This is a genomic window from Pseudomonas sp. TH34, from assembly GCF_016650865.1.
Taxonomy (GTDB): domain Bacteria; phylum Pseudomonadota; class Gammaproteobacteria; order Pseudomonadales; family Pseudomonadaceae; genus Aquipseudomonas; species Aquipseudomonas yamanorum.
Genome location: NZ_JAEKFB010000012.1, coordinates 177980 through 195163 on the forward strand (window position 1 = coordinate 177980; position 17184 = coordinate 195163).

Below are 17184 nucleotides of genomic sequence, written 5' to 3' on the forward strand. Positions count from 1 at the left end.
GGGTACCCCTTATCGTTTCTGCAGGTGGGCGATACTCGCCCCCAACGCCTGCTTGATATCCGCCAGGCCGTGCACGCTTTCGGCGAACGGTTCGAACGACAGGTAACCGCTGTAGCCGGTGCTGAGCAAGGTGTCGATCTGCGCGGCATTGCCGAGGATATCGCCCTCGCCCACCAGCACGCGGTGACCGTCGCGGATCGTGTTCAGCGGCGCGTCGGCGTCTTCTACACCGGAGATGTGCACCAGCCCGGTCAGTTCGGGAAAGAACTCATGTTCGCTGGCCAGGTGGTGGTGGAAGGTGTCATGCACCACGCGAAACACATCCAGCCCGCCGATGGCCTTGATCGCATCCACTGCTACGCGCTTGCGGCGCAGGGAGCATTCTTCAAATCCCAGGGGTTCAACAAAACCGAGAATCCCGTATTCCCGCAGGATCGGCGCCAGCTCACTCAAGGCCGTGCGCAAACCGGCTGCGCGCTGAGCTTCGTTGCGCGGGTCGGCGCGGTCGTTCAACGGGCACATCACCAACGCCTGCGCACCGCTCTCGCGAGCATAGGCCGCCAACTTGATCGCCTGGGCGCGGCGCTCGTCATTCCACACGTCGAACGGGTACAGCGCGTTGATCGACAGCACGGTGATGCCGTGCACCGCGCACAATTCGCGCACGCGGCTGGCGGGAGTGCCGTCTTCAATTTCGATGCCCTTGAGGTCGTTGCGGATCTCGATGGCGTCGCATTTCAGGGTCACCGCCAGCTGGATAAAATCCGGCAGGGAAAGGCTGGGGGCGACCATGCGGTTCAGGGCAAAACGTAGAGGCGACTTCATTATTGTTGTGCTCCACACTCGAAAGAGTTACTTGGCGGTTGGCATGCTGAATTCAGGGCCCTTGGCGATGCTGTCAGGCCAGCGTTGCATGACGCTTTTGTAGCGGCTGTAGAAACGAATGCCTTCTTCACCGTAGGCATGGTGGTCGCCGAACAGCGAGCGCTTCCAGCCACCGAACGAATGCCAGGCCATCGGCACCGGAATCGGCACGTTGATGCCGACCATGCCGACCTTGATGGTGCGAGCAAAGGCGCGGGCGATGCCGCCGTCGCTGGTGAAACACGACACGCCGTTGCCGAACTCATGGGCGTTGATCAAGGCGACAGCGCTGGCAAAATCCGCCACCCGCACGATGCCCAGCACCGGCCCGAAAATCTCTTGCTGGTAGATGCTCATCTCGGTGGTGACGTTATCGAACAAGGTCGCGCCGACGAAGAAACCACCCTCCGCGCCTGGCACCTTGAAGCCACGACCGTCGACGATCAGCTTCGCGCCCTGGGCCACGCCCTGGTCGATAAAACCTTCGACCTTGGCCTTGTGTTCGGCGGTGACCAGCGGGCCCATCTCGCTGTCTTTTTGCATACCGTTGCCGACCTTCAGCTGGTCGATACGCGGCAGCAGTTTTTCGATCAGCTTGTCGCCGACATCGCCCACCACCACGGCAATCGAGATGGCCATGCAACGCTCGCCGGCCGAGCCGTAAGCCGCACCGATCAAGGCGTCTGCCGCCTGGTCCAGGTCGGCGTCCGGCATCACGATCATATGGTTCTTCGCGCCGCCCAATGCCTGCACACGCTTGCCGCGCTGGGTGGCCTGCTGGTGGATGTACTCGGCAATCGGCGTGGAACCGACAAACGAAATCGCCTCGATATCCGGGTGCTGCAACAGGCCGTCTACCGCGCTCTTGTCACCCTGCACCACGTTGAACACGCCGTCGGGCAGCCCGGCTTCGGTCAGCAGGCGGGCCATCAGCAAACTGGCGGACGGGTCGCGCTCGGAAGGCTTGAGGATGAAGCAGTTACCGGTGGCCAACGCCAGCGGGATCATCCACAGCGGCACCATCACCGGGAAGTTGAACGGGGTGATGCCGGCGCACACCCCCAGTGGCTGGCGCAGGTTCCAGTTGTCGATGCCGCCACCGATGTTGTCGCTGAAATCGGTTTTCAGCAGGTTGGGCGCGCCACAGGCGTACTCGACGATCTCGATGCCGCGAGTGACTTCGCCCTTGGCGTCGGAGAACACTTTGCCGTGTTCGCGACTGATGATTTCCGCCAGCTCGTCATGGTGCTGGTCGAGCAGTTCCTTGAATTTGAACAACACCCGCGACCGGCGCAGGGACGATTGCTCGGACCACGCCGGGAAGGCTTTGAGTGCCGACGCGACGGCTTCATCGACGGTCTTCTGGCTGGCCAACCCGACGCGGGCCTGGACTTCGCCCGTGGCCGGGTTGAACACATTGCTGAAGCGCTCGCTACTGCTGTCCTGCACCTGGCCGTTGATGTAATGGCCGATTACCGGGGCGTTGCTCATTATTGTTCTCCGTCGAAAGTGCTTAAAGATCCAGCAGCCAGCTGTGCTGCGGGTCGTTATGGAAGTGCCAGGCGCGCTTGGGGCCGGCCATAACGTTCAGGTAGTAGGACTCGTAGCCATACGGCACGCTGACCGGGTGATACCCTTTGGGCACCACCACCAGGTCGCTGTTTTCCACGGCCATGGCCTGGTCGATGCTGCGGTCGTCGGTGTAGACCCGCTGGAACACAAAGCCCTGGGGCGGGTTGATCTGGTGGTAATAGGTTTCTTCGAGAAAGCTCTGGTGCGGCAAGTCGTCGGTGTCGTGCTTGTGGGGCGGGTAGCTCGACGAGTGACCGGAGGGCGTACGCACTTCCACCACCAGCAGCGAATGGGCAGGCTCGCTGTCGGGCAGGATGTCGCACACGTAGCGGGTGTTGGCGCCCTTGCCGCGTACGCTGCGCTTGCATTGCTCGGGGCGGATCAGGCGTGGCACCAGGCCTGCTTCGGTGGAGCCGGGAGCAGCGCAGACGGCGATTTGTACGTCGCTCAACGCGGTGACCTGGGCGTCGGTGCCCGGTGGCAGGTAGGCGGCAAAGGGGGATTTGTCTTCGAAGACCGAGTGGCGGTCACCGAGGTTTTCCCAGTTGAAGCCTTCGCCCTGAATCGTCACCCGGCCGCTGAGCAGCACCAGACACAGCTCTTTATCACCGGCCGTCACGGGCAGGGTTTCGCCCAGGCTCAGGCGGTAGGCGGCAAACCCTACATATTCCAGGCGCCCTTCTTCCAGGGCGACCATGGTTTGCCCGCGTTTGCTGCTTTTGACCAACAGGCTCATTGTCCAATCCTCTCGCTGAGAAGCGCGCGCAGCGTGTCGTAGCCTTTCTTCGCATAGATGTAGCTCGGCGCCACGGCAGGATCCTGTTCCGCCTCCACCACCAGCCAGCCCTTGTAATTGGCGGCCAGCAGCACGTCCAGCAATGCGGCGAAGTCGATATCACCGTCGCCGGGCACGGTGAAGGTGCCGTTGACGATGCAGTCCGGGAAGCTCCACATCTGGTTGCGTGCCAGTTGCACCACCGGCTTGCGCACGTCCTTGAAGTGCACGTGGCAGATGCGGTCGATGTGTTTGCGCAGCACCTCGATCGGTTCGCCGCCGCCCATGTAGCAGTGGCCCGAGTCGAACAGCAGGCCGACTTCCGGGCCGGTGCGGCGCATCAGTTGGTCGATGTCGTCCGGGGATTCGACGTAGGCGCCCATATGGTGGTGGTACGCCAGGCGCACGCCTTGGGACAGGGTGAAGCGCGCCAGTTCGGTGAGTTTGTCGGCGTATTCCTGCCAGGCCTGTTCGCTGTGGAAACGCGGGCGTTCCATCAGGCGCACCGGTGAACCCTGGATCGAGTCGGCGACTTCGCCGTACACCAACACGCTGGCGCCATTTTCGCGCAGCAGTTCGACATGGCTGGCGATGGCCTCGATTTCTTCCGCCACCGAGCGCCGGGCCAGGCGGCTGGAGTACCAGCCGGAGACCAGTGCCAGGTCATACGGGCGCAACACATCACCGACGCCCTTGGCGTCCTTGGGGAATTTACCGTTGAGTTCGAAACCTTCGTAGCCGATGTCCTTGCCTTCGCTGAGGGCCGTGCTCAACGGCGTTTCGCCGCCCAGGGCCGGCAGGTCGTCGTTGCTCCAGGAGATCGGGTTGATGCCAATTCGGATAGCGGGCATGGCTGCACCTATTATTGTTTTTCAGAGTGACCTGAGATCTGCTTTATGTGGGAGCTGGCTTGCCTGCGATGCGGGCGACTCGGTCTAACAGGTGTACCGAGGTGATGCCATCGCAGGCAAGCCAGCTCCCACATTTGATTGCATTCCAATTCAACGACCGGGGTTTAACTTCGAGCACTGCGCCAGGCATTGATCAGTTGTTCGAATATGCCTTGGGCTTGTTGAATCAACCCCTCATCGTCGATCTCCCCCGCCAGCCAGGCACGGCTTGGCTCCTGGAAAATCGTGCGGCCCACGGCGAAACCGCGGCAGGTCTGGCTCTGGCTGGCTTGCTGGAAGCCATCGGCCAGGCATTCGGCGGAAGCATTCAGGCCCAGCAGCACCACGCCCCGGCAGTAGGGGTCGCGTTCCTGGATAAGTTCGTCGAGCTTTTTCCAGTCTGCGGCCGACTGCGCCTCAATCTTCCACCACGCCGGGTAGATGCCCAGGTTGTACAGGCGCTTGAGGCTGCGGTAGAGCACGTCGGGATAGGTGGACGGATGGTCCTTGGGCGGCACGATTTCCAGCAGCAACTCATGCCCGCTGACCAGGGATGCCTGGTACAGGCTCTTGAGTTGTGCTTCCTGTTCGAGGCGCAGCAGCGGCTCGTCGTCAGGATGGAACTGCACCAGGCACTTGATGATTTGCTCCTGCGGCCAGGCAATCAGGTTGCTGCCCACCGAGCGGCCGTGTTCAAAGGCCAGCGGCCGTGAGTTCTGGACTTCCACCGGACGGGCGATCCACCAGCCACGACCGCTGGCAGCGTTCAGCGCGTCCTGGCCGAAGCGTTGGTCAGCCAGAATCCCCACATCGGCTTCGACGCCCTGCTCCGCCAGTTTGCTTTCAACCCGTTCCACGGCCTGGATAAACAGTTGCTTGAGGGCGCTGATGCGCGCCGGGTCCTGGCCGCCTTTTTGGGCGAGTTCCACCAACTGCCAGCGGTGGTCGAAGGCAAACACAAACAGCTGCTTCCAGACTTTGCGCGGCACACTGACCTGGTGCAGGCGTTGCAGCACCGCGTCCTGATCCGGACGGGTAATCGGCACCGGGCTGTTGAACAGGTAATCGAGTTCGGCACGGGTCGGCATCGCCGGTGCGCAGGCGTGGCGCGACACCACCAGGCCGCCGCAGGCATTCGCCAACTGGCAGCAGCGCTCGTCGCTGGCGTCTTCAAGCCAGCCACTGAGGAAGCCGGACATGAAGGCATCACCGGCGCCCAGGACGTTGAGCACTTCCACCCGCACGCCAGGGTAGATGGCGCCGTCTTCGAGGCGGGCCGGGATGTCACCGTGGATCACCGTGCAGCCCTGCGGGCCGAGCTTGACCACCAGGGTTGCGCAAGTCAGGCCACGTACCGTGCGCAGTGCCGTGAGCAAATCTTCGCTGCCACCAGCAATCAGGAATTCTTCTTCAGTACCGACGATCAGATCGAAGCGCGGGAGGATTTTCTGCACGTGCTGGCTGACATTCTGGTCGGCGACAAACCGCGTTTCACCGTCGGCCTTGCCGGCCAGGCCCCAGAGTACCGGGCGGTAGTCGATGTCGAGCACGCGTTTGACGTTGTGCTGCTCGGCGTAGTCCAGGGCCTGGATGCTGGCCTTGTACACGCCGTCGGTGGAGAAGTGAGTGCCGGTGATCAGCAGCGCCTTGCTGGAGGCAATGAAGGCTTCGCTGATGTCTTCGGCGCGCAGGGCCATGTCGGCGCAGTTCTCGCGGTAGAACACCAGCGGAAAGGTTTCGCGGTCCTTGAGGCCCAGCAGCACCAGAGCGGTGAGGCGTTCCGGGTCGACCTTGATGCCGCTGACATCGCAACCTTCACGGGCCAGGGACTCCAGCAGGAAACGCCCCATATGGTCGTCCCCCACCCGGCTCAACATCGCGGACTTGAGCCCCAGCCGCGCGGTGCCGAACGCGATGTTGGCGGAGGAACCGCCGAGGTACTTGGCGAAGCTTGAGACATCTTCCAGCCGTGCACCCACTTGTTGTGCGTAAAGGTCGACGCCCAGGCGTCCCAGGCAAATCAGATCCAATTGACGCCCACTGGCAAAACGAGTCTGGCCCATGCTGGCTCCTGTTATTTTTATCAGCCTGCGTGTGCCGTCGTGGTGGCGGCATACGCTCTTGGTGCAAGCAGACTAGAACGTCTGGCGGCGCCAATCAATATTTATTCTATAAATATTTTTCGTGGAATATATTTTCCAATACGCCATCATCGGCGTGTTCCAGCCACGGTGCATCGTTTCAGCCGTACCGTGGGGCGGGATGCCGAGGTATTTTTTTGCGCCTACCCTGTAGACTTGCGCACATCGACTTATTGGTCAGGGGCGACTGAACGCGCCCTATAAGAACAAGCCAGAAGGATTCCCTATGTCCCAGAGCGCCCCGGAAGACGCACTCGTCAGCCCGCCGCTGAACGCCGAGCGGCTGTTGCAGCTGATCACCGATGAATACGAGAGCCTGCCCCGCCAGCTCAAGCGCATCGCCAGCTACATGAGCCAGCAGAGCGACCGGATCATGGTCGACCGCATCAGCGACATCGCCCGTGAATGCGAAGTGCACCCGTCGGCCATCGTGCGGTTTTCCCAGCGTTTCGGGTTCAGTGGCTTCAGTGAAATGCAGGCGCTGTTCCGCGAGGCCTACACCCACAAGACCACGCCGGTGCAGAACTACCAGCAACGCATCCGCAGCATGATCGCCAACAAGTCGCAGAAAGCCAGCGGCGGCGACTTGGCGCGCGAATGTGTGAACGCCACGCTGTCCGGCATCGAGCGCCTGGGGCTAGAGCTGGATGACGCGGCGTTTGAAAAGGCCGTGGACCTGGTGGTGAATGCCGACAATATCTACGTGGTGGGCGTGCGCCGTTCGTTCGCCGTGGCGGATTACCTGGTGTACAACCTGCAGCACACCAACAAGCGGATTCATTTGGTGTCGGGGCTGGGCGGCAGTTATCGCGAGCAGATGCGCAGTGTGCGGGCGAATGACTTGGTGATTGCCATCAGCTTTACTCCCTATGGCAAGGAAACCCAGCACTGCCTGCGGATTGCCCAGCACCATCAGGCCAAGACGTTGATTATTACGGACAGCAACCTGTCGCCCCTGGCCAAGCGGGCGAGCACGGTGTTGCTGGTGAATGAGGGCTCCTCGTTTGCGTTCAGGTCACTGAGTGCGACGCTGTGCCTGTGCCAGGCGTTGTTTATTGCCGTGGCGTATCGGCTGGAATTGAAGGTCGATGAGATTCATGAGCAGGTGGGGTTCGACGACTGACGGCGACCTTTCAGCCACCAAAGATCAAATGTGGGAGCGGGCTTGCTCGCGAATGCGGTGGAACAGTCGATGGAGATGTTGACTGACAGACCGCATTCGCGAGCAAGCCCGCTCCCACATTTTTGACCGCGTTCACTCGGGCTTAGCGCAGTGCCCGGCGCAGCACCTTGCCCACCGTCGTCTTGGGCAACTCCTGCGTACGAAACTCCACAAACCGCGGCACCTTGTACCCCGTCAAATATTCCCGGCAATGGGCCAGGATCTGTTCCTGGGTCAAACTCGGGTCCTTACGCACCACGATGATTTTCACCCGCTCGCCGGTCACGCCATCCTCCACGCCAATCGCCGCCACTTCCGCCACGCCGGGATGCAACGCCACCACGTCTTCAATTTCGTTGGGGTACACGTTAAACCCGGACACCAGGATCATGTCTTTCTTGCGGTCCACCAGGCGGATGAAGCCCTGCTCATTCATCACCCCGATGTCCCCGGTAGACAGCCACCCGTCGGCATCCAGCACCTCGGCAGTTTCCGCCGGGCGTTTCCAGTAACCCTGCATCACCTGCGGGCCGCGTACTTGCAGTTCGCCCTGCTCGCCCAGTTCCGCCAACTCACCGTCCTCACGAATGAACCGCACCCAGGTCGACGGCAACGGCACGCCGATACTGCCGGTGAATTCCATCTCGCGCATGCGTGAGATGTCGATGGGGCTGATGCTCACCACCGGCGAACATTCAGTGAGGCCGTAGCCTTCGATGATCGGCAAGCCGGTGACTTCCTTCCAGCGCTTGGCCACAGCGGTATGGGTGGCCATGCCGCCGGCGATCACCATGCGCAAATCGGAAAAATCCCGGGCGCAGAACTCCTTGTTTTCCAGCAGGCCGTTGAACAGCGTATTCACCCCGGCAATCCCGTTGAAACGCTCCTTGCGCAGGATCATCTGCACCCGCTTCACATCCCGTGGGTTGGCGATCAGGATGTTGCGCCCGCCCAGGCACATGAACATCAGGCAGTTCACCGTCAGGGAAAAAATGTGGTACAGCGGCAGCAGGGTGACGTTGGTTTCCTGCTGGTTCTGATCGAGCTGATCACCGACCCACGCCTTGGCCTGCAACAGGTTGGCGATGATGTTGCGGTGGCTGAGCATGACGCCCTTGGCATCGCCGGTAGTGCCGCCGGTGTATTGCAGGAAGGCCAGGTCTTCGCGGTTCATCGGCACGGCGAGATGGGTTTGCCCGCGTCCCTGTTTCAACACCTGGTTGAAACGCACGGCCCCCGGCAGGTTGAAACGCGGCACCTGCTTCTGCACGCTGCGCAGGATAAAGTTCATCGCCGCGCCCTTGAAGGTGCCGAGCAGGTCACCGATGGCCGCGATCACCACACGTTTGACGGTACTGGCGGCCACCACCTTCTCCAGGGTGTGGGCGAAGTTTTCGAAGATCACCAGGGTCTCTGCGCCACTGTCCTTGAGCAAATGCTGCAGCTCCCGGGCGGTGTACAGCGGGTTGACGTTGACCACCACCGCACCCGCGAGGATCGTGCCCAGCAGGCAGATCGGGTACTGCAAGCAGTTGGGCATCATCAACGCCACCCGGTCGCCCTTCTTCACACCCTGGGCTTGCAGCCACGCAGCAAAGGCGATGCCCTGCACCTCCCAGTCGGCGTAGGTCATTTCGGTGCCGATGCTGACGTAGGCCACGCGGTCGCGGAATTTGTGCAGGTGCTCCAGGAACACCTCGCGCAACGACGGGTAGTCCTCGATGCCGACGTCGATGTCTGCCGGTACGCCGGGCAGGTAAGCGTTCAACCAGAGGCGTTCGGTCTGTTCCAGGCTTACAGCGTTCATGGCAGTCTCCTTGTTGTTTTTATGGTGGGAACTACTTTTCGACGATAGCGGTAATGCCCAACCCACCCGCCGCGCAGATCGAAATCAGGCCGCGGCCGCCGCCACGCTGGTGGATCGCCTTGGCCAGTGCCGCGAGTTGCCGGCCACCGGTGGCGGCGAAGGGGTGGCCGCAGCCGAGGGAGCCGCCGTTGACGTTCATCTTGCTGCGGTCGATGCTGCCCAGCGGCGCGTCGAGGCCCAGGCGGTCGCGGCAGTAATCCGGGTCTTCCCAGGCCTTGAGGGTGCACAGCACCTGAGCGGCGAAGGCTTCGTGAATCTCGAACAGATCGAAGTCGGCGAACGTCAGGCCTTCGCGCTTGAGCATGCGTGGCACGGCGTAGGCCGGGGCCATCAACAGGCCTTCGGTGCCGTCGACGAAATTCACCGCAGCGGTTTCACCGGTTCGCAGGTACGCCAATACGGGCAAGCCGCGCTCGGCGGCCCATTCCTCGCTGGCCAGCAGCACCACCGACGCGCCGTCAGTCAGGGGCGTGGAGTTGCCGGCGGTGAGCGTGCCGTTCTGGCGGTCGTAGGCCGGGGACAAGCCGGCAAGTTTCTCCAGGCTGGCGTCGGCCCGCAGGTTGTTGTCCCGGGCCAGGCCGCGATACGGGCTGATCAAATCATCGAAGAAACCCTGCTTGTACGCCGCATCCAGCCGCTGGTGGCTGGTGAGGGTCAACTCGTCCTGGGCCAGGCGCTTGATCTGCCAGCGCTTGGCCATTTCCTCGCAGTGTTCACCCATGGACAAGCCGGTGCGCGGCTCGCCATTGCGCGGCAGCAGCGGCTTGAAGAACATCGACGGGCGCACACCCATCAAGGCCTTCAACCTGGCGCCGGTGCCCTTGGCGCGGTTGGCTGAAAGCAAGGTGCGACGCAGGGACTCGTTGATGCCGATGGGCGCGTCGGAGGTGGTGTCGGAACCACCGGCAACGCCCACTTCGATCTGCCCAAGGGCGATCTTGTTCGCCACCAGCAACGCCGCTTCCAGGCCGGTGCCGCAGGCTTGTTGCAGGTCGTAGGCCGGGGTTTCGGGAGACAGTGTGGTAGACAGCAGGCTTTCCCGGGCCAGGTTGAAATCCCGGGAATGCTTGATCACCGCACCCGCGGCAAACTCGCCCAGGCGCAGGCCGTGAAGGTTGTAGCGGTCCACCAGGCCTTGCAGGGCGGCGACCAGCAGATCCTGGTTGCTGTCATGGGCGTACACGGTGTTGGAGCGGGCGAACGGGATACGGTTGCCGCCGATAATCGCCACGCGGCGCGTCGGGGCCGGGTTGAAACTGTAGTCACTCATCGATCGGTCTCATTCCAGATAAACAGCCCACGCATATGGGGTTTGTCACCGGCGAAATTACGCACTTCAAACTCACGGCGCGGGCCGGTTGGCGGAACGTTCCACAGCGCCACCTGGCCGGGCAGGAAGATCGGCAGCTTGAAGTCGCAATGGGCCTCGGCCTGGTCCAGTCCGCCGGGGGGTTGCTGGGCGGCCAGGGCGCGGCCAAGGGTCCACATGCCGTGGGCGATGGCCCGGCGAAAACCGAACAATCGGGCGCCGATCACCGAGGTATGAATGGGGTTGAAATCCCCCGAGACCCTGGCGAAACGCCGCCCCAGATCCGCCGGCAGCACCCAGCGTTGAGTGCGCAGCAAACCTTCTTCCTGCAAGGGCAACGCGTCGTCCCACGGCTCGCCAACCGGCGCGTTTACGTCACGGCGCAGGTACAGGCTGTCGCTCTCCCATATCAGGGCGCCCGCGCTGTAGCCACGGGTGGCGATGCTCAGCGCCTGGCCTTTCGGATGGGCGACCCAGCGTTCGCAATACACCTCCAGGCGCAAGGCCTGGCCCGCCTCCAGCCGTCGATGCTGGCGGATGCGATTGGCCAAATGCACCATGCCGCTGGCCGGGTACGGGAAACTCGGGCGGGTCAGCAGCATCAGGTGCAAGGGGAACGCCAGCACATGGGGATAGGACAGCGGCACGCCTTGCTCACGGCGGAAACCACAGGCCCGACCGTAAGCCGCGATCCCTTGGGCAGACAGCTCGACGGCCGAACGCACCAGGCGTTCTTTCGGCAACGTCGGCTCGCCTTCCAGCTTCGGTTTGCGCAGCCCCAATACCCCGTCCAGCAACAGCCGCGAGCGCGAGGGCGGCGGCTCAATGATCTGCGTCACATAGTCCATGCTCAGGCTCCCAACAGGCTTTGGCCACAGACCCGCACCACCTGGCCATTGACCCCGCCGGATGCCGGATGCGCCAGCCAGGCGATGGTTTCTGCCACGTCGATGGGTTGCCCGCCCTGGGACATCGAGTTCATCCGCCGCCCCGCTTCGCGAATCATCAGCGGGATCTTCGCGGTCATCTGGGTTTCGATAAAACCGGGGGCCACCGCATTCACGGTCACTTGCTGCGCCGCCGCTTGCGGTGCCAGGCCTTGGACCAGGCCGATCACACCGGCCTTGGACGTGGCGTAGTTGCTTTGCCCGAGGTTGCCGGCAATGCCGGAAATCGACGAGACACACACGATCCGCCCACCCGCGTTCAGGCCTTGGCTTTCCAGCAAGGCAGTGCTCAGGTGCAGCGGAGCTTCCAGGTTGACCGCCAGTACGCTACGCCACGCCGCTTCGGTCATCTTGGCGATGGTCTTGTCGCGGGTGATCCCGGCGTTGTGCACCACCACGTCGAATGCGCCGTGTTGGCTGACATGGGCTTGCAACTGCTGCGCAGCGTCGGTGGCGGTGATGTCCAGCGCCAGTGCCGTACCACCGACACTGCTGGCCGCTTGTTGCAATGATTCCTGGGCCTGGGGCACATCCACGCAGACCACCTGCGCACCGTCACGGGCCAGCACCTGAGCGATTGCCAGGCCGATGCCACGGGACGCGCCGGTGACCAGGGCACGGCGGCCGCCGAGGGGTTTGTCCCAATTGATTTCGGCTTGGGTGTCGACCGGTTTCTCAAGGCGTACCACCTGCCCCGAGACATAGGCCGAGCGCCGCGACAGGAAGAACCGCAGGCTGCTTTCCAGCGCACCTTCGGCACCCGGTGCGACGTAGATCAACTGCACGGTGATCGCCCGGCGCAGCTCCTTGGCCAGTGAGCGCACCAACCCTTCAAGGGCGCGTTGAGCGATGGCCTGCGGCAAGTCCTTGCACAGCTCCGGCGCGGTGCCCAGCACCACCACCCGGGCGTGTTGGCCCAGGCGCCTGGCGTTGGCGTGAAAGAATTCGTAGAGCTCGTCCAGTTGCTTGAGGTCGGCGATGGCGCTGGCGTCGAACACCGCGCCCTGGACCTTGACTGTAGAGGGCGCCTTGAGGGTCGCGGCGGTGGCGGGCACCGTGTCGGTGGCACTGAAGATGCGCTGGATCTCGGCAGCCAGGCGCCCTGCCCCGGCTACGATCACCGGGTTGGCCAGGCCGTGTTGGCCGCTGCGATGACGTTGCAGCGCCAGGGGTTGCGGCAGGCCCGCAGTCTGCGCCAGCCAGCGGCCCCAAGGGGAATTGACGAACGAGAGGTAGCTGTCACTCATGGATAAATTCACTCACAACACGGTGTTGCCATGGAAACCCGATCCCTGTGGGAGCTGGCTTGCCTGCGATTGCGGTGTGTCAGCCAACACATCTGGCCCTGAACCAACGCTATCGCAGGCAAGCCAGCTCTCACATTGACCGTGTTCCCCCAGTTCCAATCAGTTGACCGGCGCGTTTTCGCTTTGGTTGGCGCGGCGCTTGGCGGTCGGTTTGGCGGCCTGTTCCAGCGCCTGTTGGCGCTGTTGCAAGGCTTCCAGCAAGCCGAAGTCCTGCGGGAAGTCGTCCACCTGGATCGCGTGATCGCCGTATTCCACATAGCGCGCCAGCAAGCTGTCCTCGTCGTCGCTGATCAGGTCCAACGCCCGTGCCTTGACCCGCCACGGCGTAAACGCAGTACCGGAAATCGGCATCGGTTCGATCAGGCCTTGCTTGATCGCGCCCTTGAGCCGCGCCTCGATCAGTTCCACCTGTGGCAACAGGCGGAAGCCCAGTTCGCCATAAGCCAGCTTGTCGATTTCCGGCCGCGGGATGTAGGAATTGCCCAGCAAGCGGTCACGGGTTTCCCCCGGCACTTGCACCAGTTCCGCCACTTGCGCCAGCAGGCGATCCGACGGTTTGCGCAGTGGAATGCCAAACGGAAAGCTCAAGCCACGCACCACCGCCGCTGCAGCTTTCGAAGGATAGTTGTCGAGCACTTCAGCCAGGGCTTCATGGGCCCGCAGCAACGCGTCCTGAGCCGCCCAATGCACCAGCGGCAGATCTGCCTGGGGCCGGCCATCATCTTCAAAGCGCTTGAGCACGCAGGACAGGATGTACAGCTGGGACAGAATGTCCCCCAACCGCCCGGTGATACTTTCCTTGCGCTTGAGGGCACCGCCCAGCACGCCCATGGAAATGTCCGAGATCAACGCCAGCACCACCGACAGCCGATTGGCCTGGCAGTAGTAGGACGCCAGCGCCGGATCGGTCTTGCCCGGCACCGAAATCAAGCGCCCGCCCGTCAGCGAATGCACCGCTGCGCGTACGGTATTGGCCAGCACAAAGCTCAGATGGCCGAACATCGCGCTGTCGAAATCCACCAGGGCCTTGCGCCGGTCGGTGTTGCGCGCCGCTTCCATCTCGCGGAACACATAGGGATGGCAACGAATCAGGCCCTGGCCGTAGATGATCAGGCAGCGGGTCATGATGTTCGCGCCTTCCACCGTGATGGCGATGGGGCTTTGCTGGTAGGCCCGAGCGAGGAAGTTGTTGGGGCCCATGCAGATGCCCTTGCCGGCGACGATGTCCATGCCGTCGTTGACGATGATCCGCGCGCGCTCGGTGACGTGGTATTTGGCGATGGCCGAGATCACCGACGGTTTTTCACCGGCATCCAGTGACGCCACTGAAACCTTGCGCACCGCATCGCAGGCATACAGATGCCCGGCCATACGTGCCAATGGTGCTTGTACGCCTTCGAACTTGCCGATGGGCAGGCCGAATTGTTTGCGCATCGCCGCATAAGCGGTGGTGCCGCGCACGGCCACCTTGCCCAGGCCGACGTTGGCCGACGGCAGGGAAATCGCCCGGCCAGCCGCCAGGCACTCCATCAACATGCGCCAGCCGTTGCCGACTTGTTCGCGGCCACCGATGACCCATTCCAGCGGGATAAACACATCCTTGCCGGTGGTTGGGCCGTTCTGGAATACCGCGTTGAGTGGCCAGTGACGCCGGCCGCTGTTCACGCCCGGATGGGTGGTCGGGATCAACGCACAGGTGATGCCCAGGGAGCCGGGCTGGCCGAGCAAACCGTCCGGGTCTTCGGCGCGGAATGCCAGGCCGAGCACGGTGGCGATTGGGCCGAGGGTGATGTAGCGCTTGTCCCAGGTCACGCGGAAACCCAACACTTCCTCACCTTCGTGCAGGCCTTTGCAGACGACGCCCAGGTCTGGAATGGCCCCGGCGTCGGAGCCGGCATACGGGCTGGTCAGGGCAAAGCACGGGATGTCTTCGCCACGGGCCAGGCGTGGCAGGTAATAGTTGCGCTGGGCGTCGGTGCCGTAGTGCAGCAGCAGTTCTGCCGGGCCCAGGGAGTTGGGCACCATCACCGAAATCGCCGCCGCCGAGCAACGGGTCGAGAGCTTCATCACCACTTGCGAATGCGCATAGTGGGAGAAGCCTTTGCCGCCGTACTGCTTGGGAATGATCATGCCGAGGAAGCCGGCATCCTTGGTGTACTGCCAGCCTTCGGGGGACATGTCCTGCCAGACCTGGGTGGTTTCCCAGTCGTTGGACATGTCGCACAGGGTCTCCACTTCGTTGTCGAGGAAAGCCTGTTCTTCAGCGCTGAGGCTGGCAGGTGCGGCTTGCAGCAGGCGCTCCCAGCGCGGTTTGCCGCTGAACAGCTCGGCGTCCCACCACACGGTGCCGGATTCGATGGCGGCGCGCTCGGTGTCGGACATCGCCGGCATGATGCTGCGGAAAAGGCCCAGGGCCTTGCTGGTCAACAGCGCGCGGCGCAGGGGTTTGATCGTCAGCAGCAGCGCGGGCAATACCACCAGCACTGCCACCACACTGACGCCGAAACCGGCGACCACGTTGAACAGGTAACCGACCGCAAGCCAGACCAGGCCGGCACCCAGCCAGAGGGTGGCAGCGGCTTGTCGATACGCCAGGGCAATCGCTGCTGCGAGTCCCGCCAATAACCAGATAACCATGGGGATACCTCTACTCAATTCAGGGTACGGCCAACGCCCGAGCAGATCGGAATGACCTGTGACGTAAAGCCACACTACAAACTTGAAAAGATAAATTCAAATTTTGTTTTGAAATTTTTATTTAATGCTTGGGCGAAAAAATAGCGGCTGAATGAATCAGCCGTTCAGGTCAGTGAAAAAGGGATCGGAACGGGTCGCGTGGGCGACCCGTCGATGCAATACCGGTGTGAGATGTGCAGAAAGATGCGCTGACTGCAGGCTGACACCGACACACGCCACAACGGTGGATCAGAACTCGTAGGAGATCGCCATACTGACTACGTCCCCATAGGCGTCCGCCTTGCCATCCAGGGTGGCTGCCCCCAGACGATCCTGGTTGTGGGTTTGCAGCTTGGCTTTTTCCACGAATTGGTGGGAGTAGGAACCGTCGATACCCAACCCCGGAATCGCACGAACTTTGTAGCCAAAGCCCAGGGATGTGAAGATCCGGTCACCATCCGGAATGCGTGGGTCACGGGTGGAGTTACGGGTTGGCGTCTGGTCCGTGGCCACACCGGCGCGCACAGTGAGATCGTTGGTGAGTTTATAGTCACCGCCGAGGGAGACCATCCAGGCGTCCTTGTAGTTATAAGGAATCGACACAATCTGGTTGCCGTCAGACTTCAAGGTCAGCGCCTTGAATGACGACCATTGGGTCCACATGACACTGGCACCCAGGCTGAAACGATCACTGAACTGGTGAACCCAGTCGATGGTGGCGTTGGCCGGGACATCAAGTTGTGTGCTGGCGTTGGCACCGTTGAGCTTCAGGTCCAGACCTGGGTAGGCAAGGCCTGGGAGACCGCCCTCGATCAGCGACTGGCTCAAGGGGTCAGCGTAGATATTGTATTTGCCCTCCAGCTTGTTCTTGATCTTGGCGTGGTAGGCAAGGCCCAAGGTATCTTTGTCTGTAGGCTTCCAGGCCAGGCCGCCAAACCAGCCGACGGAGGTATTGTCCACCTTGACGCGAATCAGCGAATGGCCTACGCCGGAAGGAAACTGAAGTCCGATCGGAGACACGGCCGCCGCGGAATACAAGTCTATGTTCTGGCTGACGAAGCCTTTGGTGTGCTGAACAATTGCACCGCCGCCAATGGAAAACTGATCATTCACCTTGAACGACAGCGCGCCCGTCAGGCCAACGGTTTCAATGCGCGTGTCGACGGCAAAATCTCGTCCAATCCAGTCGGAATCCCATGTAGTACGTGCACCCATGGGAACCACCTGGCTCAGACCAAAGGCGAAGCGATCGCCAATCGGCATCACCGCAAATCCGGTCGGTACCCAAGCGGTGAAGCCGCCCTGCCCGCCTTTGTTGTCATTGGGCGTGCCGGCCAGCGTATCCGGGTCTACCAGCTGCGGCGCATTGCCGGCGTAGTCCTTTTCGGTGCCTTTGTATTTGATGTTGATCCGCGCATAGTTGACGGTGAGCTCGGCGACGTTACGATCGATAAAGGCCATGGCCGCCGGGTTGTTGAACGCCGCGGATGGATCGTTCTGAAACAGCGAGCCACCCCCGAAGGCACGGCCCCAGCCTTGGGCACCATAGGTCGGAGTCGCGAAGCCGCCGGCCTGGACCGACCCTGCCGCGGCCATGAGCCCGCCCAACAATGCCAGGCCGAGAAACGCTTGAGCCTGTTGTTTCTTATTATTCATGCTCCACTCCTTATTATT

At 62.3% G+C, this 17184-nt stretch carries 12 protein-coding genes; 1 reads left to right on the forward strand and 11 read right to left on the reverse strand.

Translation table 11 applies throughout. The annotated features are described in order from the left end of the window. Positions 1-9: 9 nt before the first annotated feature. The 5 genes from JFU58_RS09010 to JFU58_RS09030 form a co-directional block, all read right to left on the reverse strand. A complete protein-coding gene (locus tag JFU58_RS09010) occupies positions 10-825 on the reverse strand; it encodes a TIM barrel protein (protein WP_201140310.1) in 816 nt (271 codons plus the stop codon). Between the two features lie 27 nt (positions 826-852). Next, complete coding sequence (locus JFU58_RS09015; RefSeq protein WP_201140311.1) at positions 853-2355, reverse strand: CoA-acylating methylmalonate-semialdehyde dehydrogenase; 1503 nt, start codon at positions 2353-2355, stop codon at positions 853-855. A gap of 22 nt (positions 2356-2377) precedes the next feature. After that, positions 2378-3172: a 5-deoxy-glucuronate isomerase gene (iolB, locus tag JFU58_RS09020; protein WP_201140312.1), complete on the reverse strand. Its 795-nt coding sequence runs from the start codon at positions 3170-3172 to the stop codon at positions 2378-2380. After that, positions 3169-4062, reverse strand: a complete 894-nt coding sequence (gene iolE / locus JFU58_RS09025; RefSeq protein WP_201140313.1) for a myo-inosose-2 dehydratase — start codon at positions 4060-4062, stop codon at positions 3169-3171. Before iolE ends, iolB begins: the two co-directional genes overlap by 4 nt. A gap of 164 nt (positions 4063-4226) precedes the next feature. Beyond that, the gene (locus JFU58_RS09030; protein WP_063029356.1) at positions 4227-6164 is read right to left on the reverse strand and encodes a bifunctional 5-dehydro-2-deoxygluconokinase/5-dehydro-2-deoxyphosphogluconate aldolase; all 1938 of its coding nucleotides are present in this window, start codon (positions 6162-6164) and stop codon (positions 4227-4229) included. A gap of 304 nt (positions 6165-6468) precedes the next feature. On the opposite strand from JFU58_RS09030, the gene JFU58_RS09035 reads away from it, so the two are divergent. Beyond that, positions 6469-7365 (forward strand): MurR/RpiR family transcriptional regulator, encoded by an 897-nt coding sequence (locus JFU58_RS09035; RefSeq protein ID WP_093209074.1) that lies wholly within the window; start codon positions 6469-6471, stop codon positions 7363-7365. 142 nt (positions 7366-7507) lie between these two features. Here the strand turns inward: JFU58_RS09035 and JFU58_RS09040 are convergent, their stop codons facing one another. From JFU58_RS09040 to JFU58_RS09065, 6 genes are all read right to left on the reverse strand, one after another. Beyond that, positions 7508-9211 carry an AMP-binding protein gene (locus JFU58_RS09040; RefSeq protein WP_201140314.1) on the reverse strand — a complete coding sequence of 568 codons (1704 nt, stop codon included), beginning with the start codon at positions 9209-9211 and terminating at the stop codon, positions 7508-7510. Positions 9212-9242: 31 nt separating this feature from the next. Beyond that, entirely contained in the window at positions 9243-10541 is a 1299-nt protein-coding gene (locus tag JFU58_RS09045; RefSeq protein WP_102369297.1) for an acetyl-CoA C-acetyltransferase, read from the reverse strand. Further along, positions 10538-11428 (reverse strand): MaoC/PaaZ C-terminal domain-containing protein, encoded by an 891-nt coding sequence (locus JFU58_RS09050; RefSeq protein WP_178966998.1) that lies wholly within the window; start codon positions 11426-11428, stop codon positions 10538-10540. Before JFU58_RS09050 ends, JFU58_RS09045 begins: the two co-directional genes overlap by 4 nt. A gap of 2 nt (positions 11429-11430) precedes the next feature. Further along, complete coding sequence (locus JFU58_RS09055) at positions 11431-12774, reverse strand: 3-oxoacyl-ACP reductase (protein ID WP_201140315.1); 1344 nt, start codon at positions 12772-12774, stop codon at positions 11431-11433. Positions 12775-12933: 159 nt separating this feature from the next. Continuing rightward, positions 12934-15471 carry an acyl-CoA dehydrogenase gene (locus tag JFU58_RS09060; protein ID WP_201140317.1) on the reverse strand — a complete coding sequence of 846 codons (2538 nt, stop codon included), beginning with the start codon at positions 15469-15471 and terminating at the stop codon, positions 12934-12936. 288 nt (positions 15472-15759) lie between these two features. Beyond that, complete coding sequence (locus tag JFU58_RS09065; protein ID WP_017479888.1) at positions 15760-17166, reverse strand: outer membrane protein transport protein; 1407 nt, start codon at positions 17164-17166, stop codon at positions 15760-15762. Positions 17167-17184: the final 18 nt, after the last annotated feature.

Excerpts from the sequence above, each read along its gene's own strand:
- JFU58_RS09040 (WP_201140314.1), bottom strand. The coding sequence starts at position 9,211 with ATGAACGCTGTAAGCCTGGAACAGACCGAACGCCTCTGGTTGAACGCT.
- iolE (WP_201140313.1), bottom strand. The coding sequence starts at position 4,062 with ATGCCCGCTATCCGAATTGGCATCAACCCGATCTCCTGGAGCAACGAC.
- JFU58_RS09060 (WP_201140317.1), bottom strand. The coding sequence starts at position 15,471 with ATGGTTATCTGGTTATTGGCGGGACTCGCAGCAGCGATTGCCCTGGCG.
- JFU58_RS09035 (WP_093209074.1), top strand. The coding sequence starts at position 6,469 with ATGTCCCAGAGCGCCCCGGAAGACGCACTCGTCAGCCCGCCGCTGAAC.
- JFU58_RS09065 (WP_017479888.1), bottom strand. The coding sequence starts at position 17,166 with ATGAATAATAAGAAACAACAGGCTCAAGCGTTTCTCGGCCTGGCATTG.
- JFU58_RS09015 (WP_201140311.1), bottom strand. The coding sequence starts at position 2,355 with ATGAGCAACGCCCCGGTAATCGGCCATTACATCAACGGCCAGGTGCAG.
- JFU58_RS09055 (WP_201140315.1), bottom strand. The coding sequence starts at position 12,774 with ATGAGTGACAGCTACCTCTCGTTCGTCAATTCCCCTTGGGGCCGCTGG.
- JFU58_RS09030 (WP_063029356.1), bottom strand. The coding sequence starts at position 6,164 with ATGGGCCAGACTCGTTTTGCCAGTGGGCGTCAATTGGATCTGATTTGC.
- JFU58_RS09010 (WP_201140310.1), bottom strand. The coding sequence starts at position 825 with ATGAAGTCGCCTCTACGTTTTGCCCTGAACCGCATGGTCGCCCCCAGC.
- JFU58_RS09050 (WP_178966998.1), bottom strand. The coding sequence starts at position 11,428 with ATGGACTATGTGACGCAGATCATTGAGCCGCCGCCCTCGCGCTCGCGG.
- iolB (WP_201140312.1), bottom strand. The coding sequence starts at position 3,172 with ATGAGCCTGTTGGTCAAAAGCAGCAAACGCGGGCAAACCATGGTCGCC.
- JFU58_RS09045 (WP_102369297.1), bottom strand. The coding sequence starts at position 10,541 with ATGAGTGACTACAGTTTCAACCCGGCCCCGACGCGCCGCGTGGCGATT.